The organism is Nonomuraea sp. NPDC026600 (assembly GCF_040638335.1).
In the GTDB taxonomy this organism is placed as follows: domain Bacteria; phylum Actinomycetota; class Actinomycetes; order Streptosporangiales; family Streptosporangiaceae; genus Nonomuraea.
The window spans coordinates 48,024-66,070 of record NZ_JBEZYD010000002.1; the positions used below are offsets into that span (position 1 = coordinate 48,024).

Here is an 18,047-nt window from a genome sequence, read left to right on the forward strand (position 1 = left end):
GCTTAATTAAATGACCAACTAGTCTCATCTAGTCAATCATTTGAGGTGAGACGGATGGCCAAGGTCGGCCGGCCCCCGCAGGATCCCGCGCGCCAGTTGGAACGGGCGCACCGGATCCTCGACGCCGCCGCCGAGCTGTGCCTGCGCTGGGGCTACGACAAGACGACCATCGACGACGTGGCCAGGCAGGCGGACGTCGCCAAGGGCACGATCTACCTGCACTGGAAGACGCGCGAGCTGCTCTTCGGCGCGCTGGTCCGCCGTGAGCGGGTCCGCTTGCTGGGCGAGGTCCGCGAGCGCGCGCCCGCGAACCTGCACGAGTTGCTCCGGGAGCTGGTCGGGGGGTTGCTGCGACGGCCGTTGATGAAGGCGCTGATCCTGGGCGACTCGGCGGTGTTCGGCAAGCTCAGCAGGCAGAAGAAGCGCAGTCCGGCCACGCTCGAGCAGGGCGCCGCGTTCGAGGCGTATCTCGGCGAGCTGGTCGGGCGGGGAGTGCTCCGCTCCGACCTGGCTCCCGCCGAGCTCCTCGCGATCCTCGCCTCGGTCGTCTACGGGTTCCTGCTCACGCAGAACATGTTTCCCGAGGAGATGCGGACGCCGGAGGACCGGCTCGCCGAGCTGGTCGCCGACACCGCCATCCGGGCCATGGGCGCGGACGGCGCGCCGCCGGACGACGACGCGCGGGCGGTCAGGCTGGCCACCCTCGGCTATCTCGACACCATCGAGGAGATCGCGCAGCGGAAACTCGCGCTCTCCCTAGGCGCTAAGGAGCGTGTCACGTGAGGGCCTTACTCCCTCTCGACGATGCCGCCGCCGACCTCGCGACAGCGGGGGGAAAGGGCGCTTCCCTGGCCAGGCTGACCAGGGCGGGACTGCCCGTTCCCCACGGGTTCCACATCACCACCGAGGCCTACCGCGCGTTCGTCGCGGACTTCCACGACCGGATCCTCGACGCGGCCGCCGCCGGCGACGCCGCCACGATCGCCGCCCTGTTCGCCGGGCACGACATGCCCGCCGCGATCGCCGCCGAGATCCGTGCGGCGTATGACGCGCTGGGCCACGACGTGGCCGTGGCCGTCCGCTCGTCCGCCACGGCCGAGGACCTGCCCGACATGTCGTTCGCCGGGCAGCAGGACACCTACCTCAACATCAGGGGCGACGCGCTGCTCGACGCCGTCAAGCGCTGCTGGGCGTCGCTCTGGAACGCCCGCGCCATCGCCTACCGCGAGCAGAACGGCGTGCCCCAGGACGACGTGGCGCTGGCCGTCGTCGTGCAGGAGCTCGTGGACGCCGACGCGGCCGGCGTCCTGTTCACCGCGAACCCGGTCAACGGCGCCCGCGACGAGATCGTGATCAACGCCTCCTGGGGCCTCGGCGAGGCGGTCGTCGGCGGCCAGGTCACCCCCGACACCGTTGTGGTCCGCGACGGAGCCGTCGCGGAGTCGCGGATCGGCGACAAGACGGTCATGACCGTGCGCACGCCGTCCGGCACGCGGGAGGAGCCCGTCCCCGATGACCTGCGGCGCCGGGCCGTCCTCGACCCGCCGCAGGCCGCCGAGCTGGCCGCGATCGGCTCGCGCATCGAGGAGCTGTACGGCACGCCGATGGACGTCGAATGGGCCAGGCGCGACGGCTCGTTCTTCATCGTCCAGGCCCGCCCGATCACCGGCATCAGGCAGCGGGTCGAGGAGTGGAACGACAGTCTCAAGGGCGTCAACCTCTGGACCGGCGGCAACCTCGGTGAGGCCATCCCGGACGTGATGACACCCGCGACCTGGTCGTTCGTCCGCATGTTCATCCATGAGGCGATGGCCGCCTCGGCGCTGCCCGGGTTCGACCTGGTCGGCAACATCGGCGGCCGGTTCTACATGAACCTGAGCGTCATGTACACGATGGCCATCTCGCTCGGCATGCGGAAACGGCTGAGCGCCGTCGAGCAGATCTTCGGCAAGCTGCCGCCCGGTCTCGACGTGCCGCTGCTGACGGTCTCCCGCTGGGAGCTCGTCAAGAAGGTCGTGCCGCTGGGCATCAACATCCAGAAGCGCGTCCGTACGAACCTCAAGGGCCTGCCCGCCTTCCTCGCCACCGCGCAGCAGCGTGCGGAGGACCTGCGCGCCCGGATCGCCACCACGGAGACCGGCCCCGAACTGGCCGCCCTGTGGAAGCGCGAGATCGAGCCGTACGTCGTCACGAGCTGCCGCATGCTGGAGGCCGCCGGCCGGCAGGGCGGGGCCACGCTCGTGTACACCCGCGACAAGCTGCGCAAGATGATGGGCGACGTCGACGCCGAAGCCATGCTCACCGGCGCCAACGCCGACGGCGAGCTGGCCAGTCTCGGCCCGGTCCTCGGGCTGGGCAAGCTGGCCAGGGGTGAGATCGACCGTGACACGTTCGCCCGCTTGTACGGGCATCGGGGCCCCCACGAGTTCGAGGTCTCCCTGCCGCGCCCCGGCGAGGATCCGGCCTGGATCGACGCCCAGCTCGCCGGGTTCCGCGACATGAGCGCCGACACCGAGGCCCTGCTCGCCCGCCAGAAGAAGGCGCGCGAGGAGGCGTGGGCGCGGTTCGCCCAGCGTTATCCCCGCCAGGAAGCCAAGACGCGGGACCGGGTCACCCGGTGGAACAAGGTCGTCCGCGACCGCGAGACCGCCAGGTCGGAGAACATGCGGGCGTTCTGGGTGCTGCGCGCCTTCATGCTGCGGGCCGGGCAGCTCACGGGGCACGGAGACGACCTGTTCTTCCTCTACCTGGAGGAGATCCTCGGCCTCCTGCACGGTGACGCGTCCTCGCTGGACCGGGTCCCGGTACGGCGGGCGACCTACGAACGCTACGCCTCGCTGCCGCCGTACCCGACGCTGATCGTCGGCCACTTCGACCCGGTGCGCTGGGCCGCCGACCCCGGCAGGCGCAGCGACATCTACGACGCGCGCGGCGGGAGCGCGCCGGTCAGCGACACCGTCACCGGGTTCCCCGGCGCGCCGGGCATCGTCGAGGGCGTCGCCCGGGTGATCTCCTCGCCCGAGGACGGCGAGCGGCTCAAGCCCGGTGAGATCCTCGTGACGACGCTGACCAACATCGGCTGGACCCCGATGTTCCCGCGCGCCGCCGCCGTCGTGACGGACATGGGGGCGCCGCTGTCGCACGCCTCGATCGTGGCCCGCGAGCTGGGCATCCCAGCGGTGGTCGGTACGGGCAACGCGACGATGCGGTTGCGCGACGGCGACCGCATCCGGGTGGACGGCGAACGGGGCACGGTCGAGTTGCTGGGCTGATGGTGCTTCGGGCCGTGATCGGGTAGGCCGGAGTCGTGCGCGAATCCGGCCGCCGCGCCTGGCACGAGCTCAGCCCAGGGAGGTGCCTCAGGCGGTGACGTGCCTCAGGTGGCGGATTTGCCGAGGAAGCCCGAGGTGCGGAGCCAGTCGGCGGAGACCTTGCTCGGCTCCTCGCCGTCGACGTCCACCTGGGCGTTGAGCTGCCGCATGGTCGTGTCGTCCAGCTTGGCGATCACCGGCTTGAGCACCTTCTCCAGGGCCGGGTACTTCTGGTAGGTCTCGTCCCGTACGGTGACGGCGGCGTTGTAGATCGGGAAGAAGTGCTTGTCGTCCTGCAGCACGGTCAGGCCGAGCGCGGCGATGCGGCCGTCGGTGGTGTACACCTCGCCGAAGTTGCAGGTCTGGCCCTTGTCGGTCTCGGTGTAGACGACGCCGGTGTCGAGCTGGCTGACCTTGTCCTTCGGGAGGTTCAGTCCGTACGCCTTGGACAGCCCCGGCAGCCCGTCGTCACGGGTCGAGAACTCCGACTCGACGCACAACGACACCTCGTCCGGCTTGGTCCTGGCCAGTTGCGCCACGTCGGAGAGCGTCTTGACGCCCAGTTCCTTGGCCTTCTCCGAGCGGATCGCCAGGGCGTAGGTGTTGTTCAGGGGCGTCGGCCCGACCCAGCGGATCTTGTTCTTCGCCAGGTCCTCGTCCGCGGTGGCCTTGAACTGCTTGGCCGCATCCGGGATGGGGGTGGCGTTCTTCAGGTGCTCGATCCAGCCGGTGCCCGAGTAGTCCCAGTACATGTCGATCGACTTGGACTCCAGGGCCTTGCGGTTGGGCACCGTGCCGCCGAGGTTGGTCTTGTCCTCGACCTCGGCCCCGTGCGCCTGGAGCAGTTGCACGGCGATCTGCCCGAGCATGATGTTCTCGGTGAAGTCCTTGGAGCCGATGACGAACTTGGCGCCGGACAGCTCGTTGCCCGCGCTGGCGGCCTCGACGGCGTCGCCCGAGCCACAGGCGCTCGTGGCGGTCAGGGTCAGGGCCGCAGCGGTGAGCAGGGTGAACGTCTTGCGGACATGCATGGAAAAAACACCTCTTGGAGCTGGACGAGCGTGTGGTCAGATGCCGCGGGGCTTGAGCAGGTCTTCGGCGAGCCCGCTCAGCCAGTCGATGAAGAAGGCGATGCACGCGGTCAGCACGGCGCCCACGATGGTCACGGGCATGCGGTTCAGCTTGAGCCCGTTGATGATCAATTCGCCGAAGCCGCCCGCGGCGACGAACGCGCCGAGCGTGGCGACACCGACGGTCAGGACGAGCGCGGTCCGCAGGCCGGCGAGGATCGCCGGCACGGCCAGCTTGAGCTCGACCCGGCGCAGCACCTGCCCCCTGGTCATCCCCATGCCGCGCGCGGCCTCGATGAGCGCCGGATCGACCTGCTGCACGCCGACCATCGTGTTGCGCAGCACGGGCAGCACCGCATAGGCGACCAGGCCGACCAGAGCGGTCTGGAAGCCCACCCCGAGCAGGAACGTGCAGAGCACGAGCAGCCCGATGCACGGGATCGCCTGGCCGAGGTTGGCCACGGTGAGGATGACGGGCGCGATCAGCCGGTTGCGGGCCCGTGAGGCGACGACGCCCAGGGGAATCGCGACGACCACCACGAGCGCGGTGGCCAGGAACGTCAACTGGACGTGCTCCACGGCCTTGGCCAGCAGGAACTCCCGGGTGAGGCTGCGGCTCTCGATCGAGTCCAGGTTCTGGGCGCTGATCCAGGCGTACAGGGCGAACAGTACGCCGCAGAGGACGACCGGGGTGATGACGTGCCGCAGACCTGACACCCGCCAGAACGGGCGGGTCCGGCCGGCGCGGAGTGTCGCGGTGGTCACCGGCGGACCGCCTCCTTGAGGGCGGCGGCCGGCCCGGCTCCCACCGGCTCCTTCCACGCGGCCGATGCCGGTCCGGTTCCCACCGCCTCGCACAGCGCGCCGTAGGTGAGCACGCCGGACGGCGAGCCGCAGCGGTCGGTGCCGTGCGCGAGCATGACGTCCAGAGCCTCGCGCAGGCTGGCGTCCGCGGCGATCTGCGGCATGTCCGCGCTTCCCTGCTGCTGCGCGCACCGCACGTCCGCCACGCGCAGCAGCGCGAGCCGCTTGAGCGTGGCGTCCTGGCCGATGAAGCCGGCGACGTAGTCGTCGGCGGGGTGGGCCAGGATGTTCGCGGGCGTGTCGTACTGCGCGATGTGCGATCGCTCCCGGAGTACGGCGATGCGGTCGCCGAGCTTGATGGCCTCCTCGAAGTCGTGCGTGACGAAGATGATCGTCTTGCGCAGCTGCTTCTGGAGCTTGACGAACTCGTTCTGCAGGTGCTCACGGGTGATGGGGTCGGTGGCGCCGAAGGGCTCGTCCATCAGCATCACGGGCGGGTCGGCCGCCAGCGCCCTGGCCACGCCCACCCGCTGCTGCTGCCCGCCGGAGAGCTGGCTGGGATAGCGGTCGTGGAACGCCGACGGCTCCAGGTTCACCAGGGTCAGCAGTTCCTCCACCCGGTCGGCCGTACGGGCGGCGGACCAGCCCAGCAGCTTCGGCACCAGGCCGATGTTCTGGCCGATGGTCAGATGCGGGAACAGTCCCACCTGCTGGATGGCATAGCCGATGTGCCTGCGCAGCTCGTCGGGATGCAGGCTCAGCACGTCCTGGCCGCCGATGCGGATCTCGCCCGACGTGGGCTCGACCAGGCGGTTGATCATCTTCATCGTGGTCGTCTTGCCGCAGCCCGACGGGCCGACGAAGACCACGAGTTCACCGGCGGGGATGTCGAGATCGACGTGGTCCACCGCCGGCGCGGGCTGCCCTGGGTAGTGCTTGGTCAGTGCCCGCAGCTCGATACGCGCGCCTCCGGTGTCACGGTCGAACACGAAGCCCCCTTGGGATGGTCAGTTGACGTACGGCGAAAAAGAACAGGTCGAACAGCACCGCGATGACCACGATGCCGAGCGTGCCGGCGAGTGTCGCGTTGAGCGCGTTCACCGAGCCCAGCCGGGACAGCCCTTCGAAGATCTGCGTGCCGAGGCCGGGCCCGTCGACGTAGGCGGCGATGGCCGCGATGCCGATGAGCATCTGCGTGGCGACGCGCACTCCGGTCAGGATCAGTGGCCAGGCCAGCGGCAGCCGCACCTTCAGCAGGACGCGGGCCCGGCTCATGCCCATCCCGCGCCCCGCCTCCACCATGGCGGCGTCGACGCCGCGCAGCCCGGCGACCGTGTTCCTGATGATCGGCAGGAACGCGTACACGGTCAGCGCGACCAGCGTGGATCCCCAGCCCAGCCCGGTGATCGGGATGAGCAGGGTGAGCAGCGCCAGGGAGGGTACCGTCAGGATCGCGGCGGAGACGGTCAGCGAGGCGCTCCGGGCCTTCGGTAGGTCGTGGGTGAGGAGCCCGATACCGATGCCGACGGCGGTGGAGACGCCGATGGCGATGCCCACGACCAGGGCGTGTTCGGCGGCGGCCAGCGAGAGGGTGTCCCAGCGTGAGACCACGTACTCGCCGAAAGTCATAGAGTGACCGCCTTTACTTAAGCTTGTAGGAATGCGTAAACGTATGTGACCAATTGCAGTCACCGCAAAACGGGTTGCGGTCAGCGCAACTGAGCAAGGGTGGGAATGAGCGAGAAGTCGCCGGTTTCGTCGGCCGGGCTCCGGCGGGACATGGACATCCTGGAAGTGCTGGCGGGCCATGGGGACGACCGCGACGTGGACGGGTTCGGCGTCAACTGGATCGCGCAGCGGCTGGGCAGGGAGAAGAGCCAGGTGTCGAGGGCGCTGCGCGCTCTGGAGGCCGAGGGCATGGTCGAGCGCGACCCGCTGACCAAGCGCTATCGCCTGGGCTGGCGGCTGTTCGCGCTCGCGGCGCGTACGCAGCAGTCGAGGCTGGTCCAGCTGGCCGTGCCCTTCCTGAGGCGGCTGGCCACGGTCTGCGACGAGGACACGCACCTGTGCGTGCAGCGCGGCGACATGGCGCTCACGCTGATGACGCTGCCCTCCTCACGGGCCTTCCACCGGATCTGGGAGGGCATCTCGATACCGGTGATCATGGCGGCCGCCGGCCGGTCGCTGCTGTCGGACTGGGACGACGCGCAGATCCGCGAAAGCCTGCGGGCTCCCCTGCCCGCCGGGCTGGGCTCCTCGGTCGACGACGAGAAGCAGTGGCTGGCCGACGTCGCCCACGTGCGCTCCTTCGGCTACGCGGTGACGGCGTTCGAGATGGACGACGGTGTGTTCGGGGTGTCGGCGCCGGTACGCGACCACCGAGGGGTGATCGCGGCCGCCGTCTCCGTGTCGGTCACTCGCGCGCCGGGTGAGTCACGCCTGCACGAGGTCGGCGGCATCGCCGCGGAGACGGCGCGCCAACTCTCGGTCGCCTTGGGTCTTCCACCGGGCGGCCGAGGCGTTCTGCCGTCCATGCCGCCGCGGGCACGGTGAACTGCGATGCGAGCGGATCGGCTCCTGCTGCTGCGCCTGCGGACCACGGGCAGAGTGACCGCACGGCAACTGGCCGAGGAACTTGGAGGTGTCGGTCCGCGCTGTCCACCGGGACCTCGACGCCCTCAGCGCCGCCGACGTGCCGACGTCCTGCAGGGGTCTTTGGCGGGTCAGCGGGTGCCGAGGAGGGAGAACCGCTGGGCGAAGGCGGACATCTCATCGCGCTGCTGTTCTGGTTCCGTCGTGGTGGGACTGACCACGATGCGGGTCACGCCTTGCGCGGCGAAGGCCTCGACCCGCTCGGCGGACATGTCGATCGACCCCCATCGCGTGTACTCCAAGGCGCCGGGGTCGCGGGTGACTCCGTGGGCTTCGGGTAGCTCGTCACCTTGTCGAAGCCGAAGAACTCGCCGTCGAAGCTGACGCCCTTGTCATCGCCTTCCCACAGCAGCCGCAACACCTCGATAGCCTCGTCGATACGGCGTCCGCGTGTGCTGAAGTCGACCCCCGTCGCCCTGGCTTCGCCGGGCAGGGTGCCCAATCCCACGGTGAGCGGCCGCATCCGTCCCTTGGACAGCACATCAATGGTCGCTCAAGGGCCGCTCAAGGGCACATCGACGTGCCGCGCCCAGATCGGTGGGTGATCGCCGAGGGCCTTGAGCAAGCCGCCAGCTTGTGCGGCCCTGTCGCGAGCTGTCACACCTTGCGGCTCGACCGAGCCCCGTCCACCCCCCACGAGATGATCATGCTGGGAGTGATCGTGATGATCTCCCGCGAGAAGTATGGTACCGGCGGCTCGTGGTCGGTCAGGGCCACCGCCGAGCCCCGGATCTCGATGCCGCGCACCACCCACGGATCCACCGAGGCCAGGTCGTCCACGACGAACGACACGGTGCTGCCCTGCTGGACGTTCCTGAACTTCTTGGACGCCCCCAGCGCGTGCCCGCCGATGGTGATCGTGCCCGAGGTGGCGTCCACGAAGAACCCCACCGGGTTGTTCTGGACGTGCCCGGCGGGAGAAACGGTGGCCAGGCGACCAAGGCGCTGTCCGGCCAGATAATCGAGTTCTGCCTGTGTGAAGGTCATGCGGCAAAGCATGCAACCTTGCCATTAACGTCAATCAAATCCGGCCCTCGGTCTCTCGGCTCTGGCCAAGCTGCGCCTGACCGGGCCGCTGTGACGACGAACGTGCGCAGATCCTCGATGTCTGCCTCCACACCACGAGCCGGCTCACTCCCAAGAGGAGCCGTCGCCGCCGAACACGACGGTGAGGAGTCCGGGACATCCCAGGTGATCAGGCCCTGCGCATCCGCCCGCGCCTGCAGCTCCCGCATGATCCGCGCTCAGGTCCCGTCTCGGAGTCCTGCCCGACTTCTTCTCCAAGGGCAACAGCGGCTCCAGCGCCGCCTACTGAGCGGTTGGCCGCCCGGATGTACCCGTGGACCACGGGCGACTTGTCCGAGGAGATGCTGGAAGTAGTGCAGATCTTCCAGCGGCCGCCCGGCGCGTACTGGCTGGCCGAACTGCTGCACGTACACCCGAACACGGTCGACTACCGCCTGCGCAGGGCCGTCAGCCTCACCGGCCTGGATCCCGTCGACCCCGCGCACCTCCAGCGCATCGGCGCGGCCACCACCGGCACTGACCCGGGCGGCCGGCCCGCTCGAGATCGGTTCGCCCGGACGGTGGTCGTTGGCCCTGGCGGACCGTGTGGTCAGACGCCGGAGAGGGCGCGTGACCACGGTGGCGAAGTTGCTGATGCCGAGGTGGGCATCTGTGACGCCTCACAAACCCGAGCTGGTCGCTCCTGGCCGCGCGGTCGTACTTTCGTCCCCGAGCCCCCCGCCCTTGTGCAGCCGGGCGATGGGCAGCAGCATCGCGGCGGTCAGGCCGCTCAGCAGGCCGAAGGCCAGGTGGAAGTCTCCCGTCGCGTCACGTAGCGCCCCCACCAGCAGGGGCGCCAGGGCGGCGCAGGCGTAGCCGACGAAGAACGCCATCGCGCTGATCCGCCCGGCCTCGGCGGCGTCGCGGCTGACCACCACGGGCAGCGTCAGGACGAGCGTGAACAGCCCGCCGTGGCCGACGCCCAAGGCGGCGATCCACAACCAGGTGACCGTCGCCGGCGCCGCCGCCAGCCCCGCGAACCCGATCGCCGTCAACACCGTCGTCAGGGCCAGCCCGGCGCGCCTGTCCCGCCCTTCACCCAGCAGCGCCGGTACGGCCAGCATGGCGACGACCTGGATGGAGATCATCACGGTCAGCAGCACGCCCGCGCCGGTGGCGCCACGCTGCCCGTCCTCGTGCAGCAGGGGGACGACCCAGGCCAGTTCGCAGTAGTACAGCGCGGAGTTGGCGGCGGACAGCACGGTGATGCGCCACGCCACACCGCTCCGCCACGGCAGCCCCTTGGTGACGGGGCCCGCTTGCCCGGCTCCGGCCGGACGTACCCCGGTCGCGGCTGCTCCGGTCCGGTCCGTACCCGCAAGGGCTGGGCCGCTGTCGAGGCCGAGGGAGGCGGCGGAGGCCGACCACATCGCCAGGCCCGCCACCGCGAGCACCGCCCAGGAGGCCAGCGCCCCCGGCCAGGAGCCGATGGCGTCGGCGAGTGGGGCGGTCACCCCGGCCGCGACCGCGCCGCCCAGGCCGAGGCCGGCCGTGTAGATGCCGGTCACCAGGCCGGCGCGGTCGGCGAAGCGGGTCTTGACCACGGCGGGCAGCAGCGTCTGCGCGATCGCGATCCCGGCCCCGACGGCCGCCGCGCAGGTCAGCTGTAACCAGGCGGAGCCGCCGAAGACGCGGGCCGCCGTCGCCAGGGCGATGACGGCGAGCCCGATCAGCACGCCGCGCCGCAGCCCGAACCTGCGGCCGACCACGGCCGCCAGAGGCGCACAGACCCCCATGGCCAGCGTCGGGATGGTCGTCAGCAGCGCCACTCCCGTGGCGGACAGGTCGAGGTCGGTTTGGATGCGGTCCACCAGAGGGGACACGGCGGCGATCGCCGGCCGCAGGTTCGCCGCGGCGACGAACAGCGCGACGGCGGCCGCGCCGAGGGCGGTACGCGTCATGAGAGCTCCCAGTTGATCTCGGATATTTTCCATCCGAGTTCTATCACGGACATTCCTTGTCCGGAATGGGTAGGGTGCTGACATGAAGATGTCCAACGGGGTGGAGTGGGCGCTGCACGGCTGCGTCACGCTCAGCCAGAGCGGGGACCCGGTGCCGGCGGCGCGGCTCGCGGAGCTGCACGGCACTCCTCCGGCGTACCTGGCCAAGCACCTCCAGGCGCTCTCCAGGGCGGGCATCGTACGCTCGACGGCCGGCCAGGTCGGCGGCTACCTCCTCACCAGGCCCGCCGCGGCGATCACCGTGCTGGAGGTGGTCCAGGCCGTCGACGGCACCTCACCCGCCTACCGGTGCACGGAGATCCGGCGACAGGGGCCGCTGGCCGTACCGGCCGAACGGTGTGACCGGCCGTGCGCGATCGCCCGCGCGATGGCCTCGGCGCAGGAGGCCTGGTACGGCGCGCTGGCGGGCATCACGATCGCGGACCTGGCGGCGGGCATCGACGCCGACAGCGAGGGTACGGCGATGGCCGACGTCCGCCGCTGGCTGACTTCTACGGCGTGACGTCCTTACTGGCGTCCTTAGGTGATCGAGCCCGCGAAGCTTGGTGACGTCCTTAGGGGATCAGCCCGCCAGAGCGACGGTCACCTCCAGCCCGCCTCCAGGCAGGGCGCGGGCCTCCAGCGTGCCGTGGTGGGCCTGGACGATGGCGGCGACGATCGACAGGCCCAGCCCCAGGCCGTCGCCGGTGGCTCTCCGGCCGGTCTCCAGACGCTGGAAGGGCTGCAGGAGCGTGGGGACCCGATCGGGCGGGATCACCGGGCCGCTGTTGGAGACCCTGAGGGTGGGCCGGCCGGACTCCACGGCGGTTGTCACCTTGATCCAGCCGTCGGGCACGTTGTGCCGCGCGGCGTTGTCCAGCAGGTTCGCGACCAGGCGTTCGAGCAGGGCGCGGTCGCCGGACGCGGGTGCCGGGCGCAGCGCGGGCTCGACGCGGACGCCCTGGTCGCCCCGCTGGCCGAGGGCCTGCCCGGCGAGCGCGGCCAGGTCGAGGGGTTGCCGGTGACGCAGGCCCTGCTGGCTGCGGGCCAGGGTGAGGAGGGCCTCGATGAGCCGTTCCTGGTGCTTTCCGTTGGCGAGCAGCCGTTCCAGAACGGCCCGCAACGCCCCGGCATCGGCCGCCGAGTCGGCGAGCGCGACCTCGACCATGGCCTGCTGCAGCGTGAGCGGAGTGCGCAGCTCGTGGGAGGCGTTGGCGACGAACCGCCGCTGCGCGGTGAACGCGGCCTCCAGCCGATCCAGGAGCTCGTCGAAAGTGTCGGCCAGTTCCTTGAGCTCATCGTCCGCCCCGGACGCGGCCAGCCGCCGGTCGAGCCGGTCGGCCGTGATGCGCCGGACGGTGGCCGTCATGTCGCCCAGCGGTCGTAGGACGCGCCCGGCCATGAGCCGCCCCAGCAGTACCGACGCGAACGCCATGACCGCCAGCGCGACCAGGGAGTTGACCAGCAGCCGGCGCAGGCTCTCGGCCTGCTGCCCCTTCACCTGCGGCTCAGGTACGGGCAGGCCGAGCCCCCCGGGCGCCGTGGGAGCGGTCGGCGGCCCCGGGAAGGGCGAGTACACGACCAGGAAGTAGATGAGGGTGACCAGCACCACCGCGGCCAGCAGGAACAGCCCGCTGTACAGGAGGTACGGTCGAGCGCGGCGTCGCCGTCCAGCACCACATCGACGGCCATGCCCTCGCGGCGCAGCCCCGCGGCCACTGTCTGGGCCAGTTCCTCGTGGTCTTCGACCATCAGCACCCTCATGATCCAGCCAGGATGCCCAGCCGCCGGTTACAGCGGGGTAACCGCCGCCGTTCCCGTCCCGTAACCGGTCCTCGGCTTTGCTGGGTTCACCGAACAGACGCGACAGGAACGGAGGAGCCATCATGCTCGGCTCAACGATCAGGAACGTGGTCCTCGCCGCCGCGGTCGTCACCGCGGGAGTGGTCGGGGGCGCGAGTGTGATGTCCGCCCCGGACGGCCCCAGTGGGGACGCCAAGGCGTTCACCGACTGCATGCGTTCGAAGGGACTGCCGGACTTTCCCGAGGTCGCGGTCTCGTCGGACGGGCTGATCAACCTCGAGATCAAGGGTGAACGCGTCGACGTCCTCTCCGCCAAGTACGGGGCGGCGGTGAAGGCGTGCGAGCCGCTGCTGCCCGCCGGCGCCCAACTGCCGGGCGCGCCCTCAGCACCCGCGGCCCCGGTGATCGCGCGGCACCCGTAGCGCCTGGGGTGCCGGTGATGCTCCTGTCCGGAGGGAGCCGGGCCGGTTCGAGGTCAGAAATGGCAGTCGATGGCCACGGCCAGCCGGTCCCCGTGCTCGTCGAGCAGGGAGACCAACTCGTCGCGCCAGGCCCGAATCGGCTTGCCCTCGGAGCTGAGCCATCGGCCGTCCGGGGTGACGACCGCGTGCGGAAGCGTGTACGGGTCGAGGACGACCTGTGAGGCGGGCCGCATATTGTTCTCGGGCCTGACCACGTCGAATCCATATCTCCGCTGGAATGCGTCCGGCGAGAGACTGTATTCCGGCTCCTGACCCCAGATGACGCCGTCATAGCGGCCGCCGACCGTGAAGCCGTCGCATTTCACATTCGGCGATTCCTGCCCCGTTTCCTCGTCGAAGGGATCACGGGCCCAGAACGGGGTCATCAATTGCTGGGCCCGGTCAATTGGGTTCGGGTCGGCCGGGTCGACGAGGACGAGAGCGAGAAAGTGGGACACGGCCAATAGCATGGCAGCGGGACCACTCGCGGGTGACCGTATCCAGTATTGTCGAGGCGATCGGTCGGTTGCCTGGTGGGAGAGGATCAGCGAATGCCCCATGCGGCCAGACCCACGGTCACCTTGCACGATGTGGCCGCGGCGGCCGGGGTCTCGGTGGCGACCGCGTCCCGGGTGCTGGGCGGCAGTTCCCGTACGGTCGCGCCCGAATACGAGCGGCGGGTGCTCGCCGCGGCGGCCGAGCTGCGTTACACCGCGGACCTGTCGGCCAGGGCGATGCGCAGGGCCAGCGACGCGATCACGCTGGTCGTGGACGACCTCACCACCCCGTCGATGGGGATCGTCGTGGCGGCGATGGAGCGGCGGGCCCGTGCGTCCGGGGCGTTCGTCACGGTCTCGTCCACGCGGGCGACGCCCGAACGGCAGCTCGAAACCGTCCGCCTGCTCCGTGCCCTGCGCCCGCGGGCGCTCGTGCTCACCTCCAACCGGCTGGAGACGAACGCGCTCGAAGGCCGTCTGTTCAAGGAACTGCAGGCGTACGAGCGGGAAGGCGGGCGGGTCGTGATCGTCGGCGTCACCGAGGAGTCCTTCGACTCGATCGGGTTCGACAATCGCGGTGCCGCTCGAACGCTCGGCGCGTTCGTCGCGGAGTCGGGGCATCGGCGGGTGGTGATATTCGCCGGGGCCGGTGGTTGGGTCAACCTGTCCGCGCGGGTTTCGGGATTCGTCGAGGGATTGACCGGCGGTGGGGTCGAGGACCGGCACATTCGGATCGTGGACTGCGCGGTCAGCCGCCAGGGCGGGTTCGACGCGGCGCGGCGGCTGGTCGCCGAGGGGCTGGGGGAGACGGACGCGGTTCTCGCCGTCAACGACGTGGTGGCGATCGGGGCGATGTCGGCTTTCCGGGCCGCCGGGGTAAGGGTGCCTGCTGACGTCTCGGTAACGGGGATCGACGATATTCAACTGGCCGTTGACGTGACGCCTCGATTGACGACCGTGGCGCTTCCGCTGGCGCATGTGGGTGCCGAGTCGATCCGCCTGGCACTGGCCGGACGTACGACGCCCGCGCATTTGACCGTGCAGGGGAAACTTGTCGTCCGGGAAAGCACGATGGAACGCGGTTCCGCGAATGGCGGGAAATAAGCCGGTCGAATTCCGATAAACCACTGAAGCGCGCGGGATCGGCATTGCGCGGGTGCGCCTCGGGGCCGCCTCGCGCTTGCGACTGAACGCCTCTGACGCCTCTCGGCGCTCGTGACCGAGCGACCCCCGAGCGCCCTCGCCTGCCACGAAACCCGCTCTTGACGCCCGCGTAACCGGCATGCAAACTGCGGAATACGTTTTCCCGGACCCCACGTGAAACCCGCCAGGAGGCCATCCATGACCGCGTCGAGGAGGGCCGCATGAGTGCGCTCGGCGAGCTCCAGCGGCTCCGCGGCGCCGCCCCCGCCACCCCGCGCAAACGGGACAACAAGGCCGCCTACCTGTTCCTGCTGCCCTGGTTCGCCGGCCTGCTGCTGTTCACCGCGGGGCCGATCGCGGCGTCCCTCGCGCTCGGCTTCACCGACTACAACCTGATCCAGGCGCCGACGTTCAACGGGCTGGACAACTTCATCCGCATGCTGGGCGACGAGCGGTTGCACCACGCGCTCGGCGTGACCTTCTTCTACGTGGTCGTCTCGGTCCCCCTGCAACTGGCCTGCGCGCTCGCGCTCGCCCTGCTGCTGGACAGGGGGCTGCGCGGGCTCGCGTTCTATCGCTCGGTGTTCTACCTGCCGTCGCTGCTCGGGTCGAGCGTCGCCATCGCGGTGCTGTGGCGGCAGATCTTCGGTGCCGAGGGCCTGGTCAACCAGCTTCTCGCGACCTTCGGCATCGCCGGTAAGGGCTGGATCTCCGATCCGAGCACCGCCCTGGGCACGCTGGTCGTCCTCAACGTGTGGACCTTCGGCGCACCCATGGTCATCTTCCTGGCCGGACTGCGCCAGATCCCGGCGATGTACTACGAGGCCGCCGCCACGGACGGGGCCGGCAAGGGGGTCCAGTTCTGGCGGATCACGCTGCCGCTGCTGTCACCGATCATCTTCTTCAACCTGGTGCTGCAGATCATCCACGCCTTCCAGTCGTTCACGCAGGCGTTCGTGGTGTCGGGCGGCAGCGGCGGGCCCTCGGACTCCACGCTCTTCTACACGCTGTACCTCTACCAGCGCGGATTCGGCAACTTCGACATGGGGTACGCCTCGGCGCTCGCCTGGCTGCTGCTGGTGATCATCGCCGGTTTCACCGCGATCAATTTCTGGGCCGCCAAGTTCTGGGTCACATACGATGACTAGACGCGTCCTGAAGCACCTCGGGCTCAGCCTGCTCGCGCTGATCATGCTCTATCCGGTGCTGTGGCTGGTCGTCAGCTCCCTGCGGCCCAACAACGAGATCTTCCGGAAGCCCGGCCTGATCCTCGGCAGCCTGCACACCCAGAACTACACCGAGGGCTGGACCGCGCTGGCCGACCCCTTCGGGCACTACCTGGCCAACTCGGCGATCCTCGTGCTCGGCTGCATCGTCGGGAACCTGGTCTCGTGCTCGATGGCGGCCTACGCCTTCGCCCGGCTGGAGTTCACCGGCAAACGGCTCTGGTTCGCGATCATGCTCGGCACCATCATGCTGCCGATCCACGTGATCATCGTGCCGCAGTACATCATGTTCTCCCAGCTCGGCTGGGTGAACACGTTCCTGCCGCTGATGGTGCCCAAGCTGCTGGCGACCGACGCGTTCTTCGTCTTCCTCATGGTGCAGTTCATCCGCGGCCTGCCCCGCGAGCTGGACGAGGCGGCCAGGATCGACGGCTGCGGGCACCCGAGGATCTTCCTGCGGATCATCCTGCCGCTGATGACACCGGCCCTCGCCACGACGGTGATCTTCACCTTCATCTGGACCTGGAACGACTTCTTCAGCCAGCTCATCTACCTGACGGACCCGGAGATGTACACGGTCCCGGTCGCCCTGCGCTCGTTCGTCGACTCCACGGTCTCCACCTCGTGGGGATCGATGTTCGCGATGAGCGTCGTGTCGCTGGCACCGGTCTTCCTGGCCTTCCTCATCGGCCAGCGCTACCTGATCAAGGGCATCGCCACCACAGGCGGCAAATAACCCCCCGAACAAGGAACCACCATGCCTAACCTCAAAAGCCTCACCCGGGCGGTCCTCCTGGCGTCACTCCTGCTCACCGGCTGCTCCCAGGGCGCCGGGGCGAACCAGGAACTGTCCGACAAACCCGTCACCATCCGCTTCACCTGGTGGGGGTCGGACGAACGGCACAAGCGCACCCAGCAGGTGATCGAGCTGTTCCACAAGAAGCATCCGAACATCACCGTCAAGGGTGAGTTCAAGGAGTGGAACGGCTACTGGGAGAGCCTGGCCACCACCGTGGCCGCCAACGACGCGCCGGACATCATCCAGATGGACGAGCTGTACCTCGCCTCGTACGCCGAACGCGGCGCCCTGCTCGACCTCGGCACCGCGAAGAAGTACCTCACCACCGGCGACTTCGACCAGAACGCCCTGGCGACCGGCGTGGTCGGCGGCAAGCAGTACGCCCTGCCCGTCGGTCTGGGGGCCTACTCGATGGTGCTCAACACCGACCTCCTGAAGCAGTACGGGATCCCGGAGCCCGACGACAAGACGTGGACCTGGGCGGACTTCCAGGAACTCGGCGCCAAGGTGTCGAAGGCGTCCGGCGGCAAGGTGTCGGGCGTCCAGTCCCTGGGCCTCGACGTCGGCGGGGTCAACGTCTGGGTCCGCCAGAACGGCGCCAAACTCTTCGACGACAAGGGCAAGGTCGTCGCCCCGCCCGCCGTGCTGGCGAGCTACTGGTCCTACATCCGCGACCTGTCGAAGGCGGGTGTCTCGCCCGCACCGTCAGTGATCATCGAGAAGGGGACCGGCGCGCTCGACCAGTCCGGTACGGCGACCAACACCGCCGCCCTCGCCACCTGGTGGAACACCCAGCTCACCGCGCTGACCGCGGCGAGCGGGGCGAACCTGAAGCTGCTCGATCTGCCGGGGGAGTCGAAGACCGCGGGCGCCTATTACAAGCCGTCGATGTTCTGGTCGGTCTCGTCCCGGTCCAAGCATCCGGCCGAGGCGGCGCTGTTCGTGGACTTCCTCGCCAACAGCCAGGAGGCCGGCGACGTGCTGCTCACCGACCGCGGCGTCCCGGCCAACAAGAAGATCCGCTCGGCGATCACCGCCAAGCTCACAGGCACCGACAAGGCGGCGATCGACTACCTCGACCAGCTCAAGGTCAGCGAGGCGCCGAGGGTGACGCCGAACGGTGCCAGCAACCTGGAGACGATCCTGCGCCGCCACACCGAGGACGTGCTGTTCGGCCGGGCCACACCGGACCAGGCGGCCACGGCGTTCATCCGCGAACTGCAGGCGGAGATCGACGCGGCCTGACAGCCGAGCAAGCGAGAAGAGTAAGCGAGAA

The 18,047-nt window shown here is 69.5% G+C and carries 19 protein-coding genes and 2 pseudogenes; 10 read left to right on the forward strand and 11 right to left on the reverse strand.

The window, feature by feature from the left end:
- The first annotated feature begins 54 nt into the window (after positions 1-54).
- Positions 55-783 (forward strand): TetR/AcrR family transcriptional regulator, encoded by a 729-nt coding sequence (locus AB0F17_RS03930; RefSeq protein ID WP_358015801.1) that lies wholly within the window; start codon positions 55-57, stop codon positions 781-783.
- On the forward strand, positions 780-3,272 hold the full coding sequence (locus AB0F17_RS03935; protein WP_358015804.1) for a PEP/pyruvate-binding domain-containing protein: 2,493 nt from the start codon (positions 780-782) through the stop codon (positions 3,270-3,272). The genes AB0F17_RS03930 and AB0F17_RS03935 overlap by 4 nt, the downstream gene beginning before the upstream one ends.
- A 104-nt stretch (positions 3,273-3,376) precedes the next feature.
- Here AB0F17_RS03935 and AB0F17_RS03940 read toward each other — a convergent pair whose 3' ends face one another.
- The 4 genes from AB0F17_RS03940 to AB0F17_RS03955 are packed head-to-tail and all read right to left on the reverse strand — an operon-like array spanning position 3,377 to position 6,814.
- Complete coding sequence (locus AB0F17_RS03940) at positions 3,377-4,342, reverse strand: glycine betaine ABC transporter substrate-binding protein (protein ID WP_358015807.1); 966 nt, start codon at positions 4,340-4,342, stop codon at positions 3,377-3,379.
- Between the two features lie 36 nt (positions 4,343-4,378).
- Positions 4,379-5,146, reverse strand: a complete 768-nt coding sequence (locus AB0F17_RS03945) for an ABC transporter permease (protein ID WP_358015810.1) — start codon at positions 5,144-5,146, stop codon at positions 4,379-4,381.
- Positions 5,143-6,174, reverse strand: coding sequence for an ABC transporter ATP-binding protein (locus AB0F17_RS03950; protein WP_358015812.1), 1,032 nt, complete (start codon positions 6,172-6,174; stop codon positions 5,143-5,145). The genes AB0F17_RS03945 and AB0F17_RS03950 overlap by 4 nt, the downstream gene beginning before the upstream one ends.
- A complete protein-coding gene (locus AB0F17_RS03955; protein WP_358015815.1) occupies positions 6,161-6,814 on the reverse strand; it encodes an ABC transporter permease in 654 nt (217 codons plus the stop codon). Before AB0F17_RS03955 ends, AB0F17_RS03950 begins: the two co-directional genes overlap by 14 nt.
- Positions 6,815-6,919: 105 nt before the next feature.
- On the opposite strand from AB0F17_RS03955, the gene AB0F17_RS03960 reads away from it, so the two are divergent.
- Positions 6,920-7,738: an IclR family transcriptional regulator gene (locus AB0F17_RS03960; RefSeq protein WP_358015818.1), complete on the forward strand. Its 819-nt coding sequence runs from the start codon at positions 6,920-6,922 to the stop codon at positions 7,736-7,738.
- A 170-nt stretch (positions 7,739-7,908) separates the two neighbouring features.
- Here the strand turns inward: AB0F17_RS03960 and AB0F17_RS03965 are convergent, their stop codons facing one another.
- The 3 genes from AB0F17_RS03965 to AB0F17_RS03975 all read right to left on the reverse strand — a co-directional run bounded on the left by AB0F17_RS03965 (position 7,909) and on the right by AB0F17_RS03975 (position 8,824).
- Positions 7,909-8,079, reverse strand: coding sequence for a hypothetical protein (locus AB0F17_RS03965; RefSeq protein WP_358017389.1), 171 nt, complete (start codon positions 8,077-8,079; stop codon positions 7,909-7,911).
- Entirely contained in the window at positions 8,007-8,300 is a 294-nt protein-coding gene (locus AB0F17_RS03970) for an LLM class flavin-dependent oxidoreductase (RefSeq protein WP_358015821.1), read from the reverse strand. The genes AB0F17_RS03965 and AB0F17_RS03970 overlap by 73 nt, the downstream gene beginning before the upstream one ends.
- A gap of 134 nt (positions 8,301-8,434) precedes the next feature.
- Positions 8,435-8,824, reverse strand: coding sequence for a PPOX class F420-dependent oxidoreductase (locus tag AB0F17_RS03975; protein WP_358015824.1), 390 nt, complete (start codon positions 8,822-8,824; stop codon positions 8,435-8,437).
- A gap of 380 nt (positions 8,825-9,204) precedes the next feature.
- On the opposite strand from AB0F17_RS03975, the pseudogene AB0F17_RS03980 reads away from it, so the two are divergent.
- A pseudogene (locus AB0F17_RS03980) lies at positions 9,205-9,357 on the forward strand (helix-turn-helix domain-containing protein); the annotation flags it as partial.
- Between the two features lie 165 nt (positions 9,358-9,522).
- On the opposite strand, the gene AB0F17_RS03985 reads toward AB0F17_RS03980, so the two are convergent.
- Positions 9,523-10,803 carry an MFS transporter gene (locus AB0F17_RS03985; RefSeq protein WP_358015827.1) on the reverse strand — a complete coding sequence of 427 codons (1,281 nt, stop codon included), beginning with the start codon at positions 10,801-10,803 and terminating at the stop codon, positions 9,523-9,525.
- An 82-nt stretch (positions 10,804-10,885) separates the two neighbouring features.
- Between AB0F17_RS03985 and AB0F17_RS03990 the strand changes: the two genes are divergently transcribed.
- A complete protein-coding gene (locus AB0F17_RS03990) occupies positions 10,886-11,365 on the forward strand; it encodes an Rrf2 family transcriptional regulator (RefSeq protein WP_358015829.1) in 480 nt (159 codons plus the stop codon).
- Between the two features lie 60 nt (positions 11,366-11,425).
- Here AB0F17_RS03990 and AB0F17_RS03995 read toward each other — a convergent pair whose 3' ends face one another.
- Positions 11,426-12,454 (reverse strand): ATP-binding protein, encoded by a 1,029-nt coding sequence (locus tag AB0F17_RS03995; protein ID WP_358015832.1) that lies wholly within the window; start codon positions 12,452-12,454, stop codon positions 11,426-11,428.
- Between the two features lie 35 nt (positions 12,455-12,489).
- Positions 12,490-12,606, reverse strand: a pseudogene (locus AB0F17_RS04000) (response regulator transcription factor); the annotation flags it as partial.
- Between the two features lie 122 nt (positions 12,607-12,728).
- Here AB0F17_RS04000 and AB0F17_RS04005 point away from each other — a divergent pair.
- Complete coding sequence (locus AB0F17_RS04005) at positions 12,729-13,067, forward strand: hypothetical protein (RefSeq protein ID WP_358015835.1); 339 nt, start codon at positions 12,729-12,731, stop codon at positions 13,065-13,067.
- Between the two features lie 53 nt (positions 13,068-13,120).
- Here AB0F17_RS04005 and AB0F17_RS04010 read toward each other — a convergent pair whose 3' ends face one another.
- Positions 13,121-13,564 carry a hypothetical protein gene (locus AB0F17_RS04010; protein ID WP_358015837.1) on the reverse strand — a complete coding sequence of 148 codons (444 nt, stop codon included), beginning with the start codon at positions 13,562-13,564 and terminating at the stop codon, positions 13,121-13,123.
- A 93-nt stretch (positions 13,565-13,657) separates the two neighbouring features.
- On the opposite strand from AB0F17_RS04010, the gene AB0F17_RS04015 reads away from it, so the two are divergent.
- The 4 genes from AB0F17_RS04015 (at position 13,658) to AB0F17_RS04030 (ending at position 18,016) form a co-directional block, all read left to right on the forward strand.
- Positions 13,658-14,707 (forward strand): LacI family DNA-binding transcriptional regulator, encoded by a 1,050-nt coding sequence (locus tag AB0F17_RS04015; RefSeq protein ID WP_358015839.1) that lies wholly within the window; start codon positions 13,658-13,660, stop codon positions 14,705-14,707.
- Between the two features lie 260 nt (positions 14,708-14,967).
- A complete protein-coding gene (locus AB0F17_RS04020) occupies positions 14,968-15,894 on the forward strand; it encodes a sugar ABC transporter permease (protein WP_358015842.1) in 927 nt (308 codons plus the stop codon).
- Complete coding sequence (locus AB0F17_RS04025) at positions 15,887-16,708, forward strand: carbohydrate ABC transporter permease (RefSeq protein WP_358015845.1); 822 nt, start codon at positions 15,887-15,889, stop codon at positions 16,706-16,708. The genes AB0F17_RS04020 and AB0F17_RS04025 overlap by 8 nt, the downstream gene beginning before the upstream one ends.
- Positions 16,709-16,729: 21 nt before the next feature.
- Complete coding sequence (locus AB0F17_RS04030; RefSeq protein WP_358015848.1) at positions 16,730-18,016, forward strand: extracellular solute-binding protein; 1,287 nt, start codon at positions 16,730-16,732, stop codon at positions 18,014-18,016.
- Positions 18,017-18,047 lie beyond the last annotated feature (31 nt).

Coding starts and splice junctions, on each gene's coding strand:
- AB0F17_RS03930 (WP_358015801.1), top strand. CDS start 55: ATGGCCAAGGTCGGCCGGCCCCCGCAGGATCCCGCGCGCCAGTTGGAA.
- AB0F17_RS03940 (WP_358015807.1), bottom strand. CDS start 4,342: ATGCATGTCCGCAAGACGTTCACCCTGCTCACCGCTGCGGCCCTGACC.
- AB0F17_RS03955 (WP_358015815.1), bottom strand. CDS start 6,814: ATGACTTTCGGCGAGTACGTGGTCTCACGCTGGGACACCCTCTCGCTG.
- AB0F17_RS03960 (WP_358015818.1), top strand. CDS start 6,920: ATGAGCGAGAAGTCGCCGGTTTCGTCGGCCGGGCTCCGGCGGGACATG.
- AB0F17_RS03970 (WP_358015821.1), bottom strand. CDS start 8,300: ATGCGGCCGCTCACCGTGGGATTGGGCACCCTGCCCGGCGAAGCCAGG.
- AB0F17_RS03975 (WP_358015824.1), bottom strand. CDS start 8,824: ATGACCTTCACACAGGCAGAACTCGATTATCTGGCCGGACAGCGCCTT.
- AB0F17_RS03985 (WP_358015827.1), bottom strand. CDS start 10,803: ATGACGCGTACCGCCCTCGGCGCGGCCGCCGTCGCGCTGTTCGTCGCC.
- AB0F17_RS03990 (WP_358015829.1), top strand. CDS start 10,886: ATGAAGATGTCCAACGGGGTGGAGTGGGCGCTGCACGGCTGCGTCACG.
- AB0F17_RS04005 (WP_358015835.1), top strand. CDS start 12,729: ATGCTCGGCTCAACGATCAGGAACGTGGTCCTCGCCGCCGCGGTCGTC.
- AB0F17_RS04015 (WP_358015839.1), top strand. CDS start 13,658: ATGCCCCATGCGGCCAGACCCACGGTCACCTTGCACGATGTGGCCGCG.
- AB0F17_RS04020 (WP_358015842.1), top strand. CDS start 14,968: ATGAGTGCGCTCGGCGAGCTCCAGCGGCTCCGCGGCGCCGCCCCCGCC.
- AB0F17_RS04025 (WP_358015845.1), top strand. CDS start 15,887: ATGACTAGACGCGTCCTGAAGCACCTCGGGCTCAGCCTGCTCGCGCTG.
- AB0F17_RS04030 (WP_358015848.1), top strand. CDS start 16,730: ATGCCTAACCTCAAAAGCCTCACCCGGGCGGTCCTCCTGGCGTCACTC.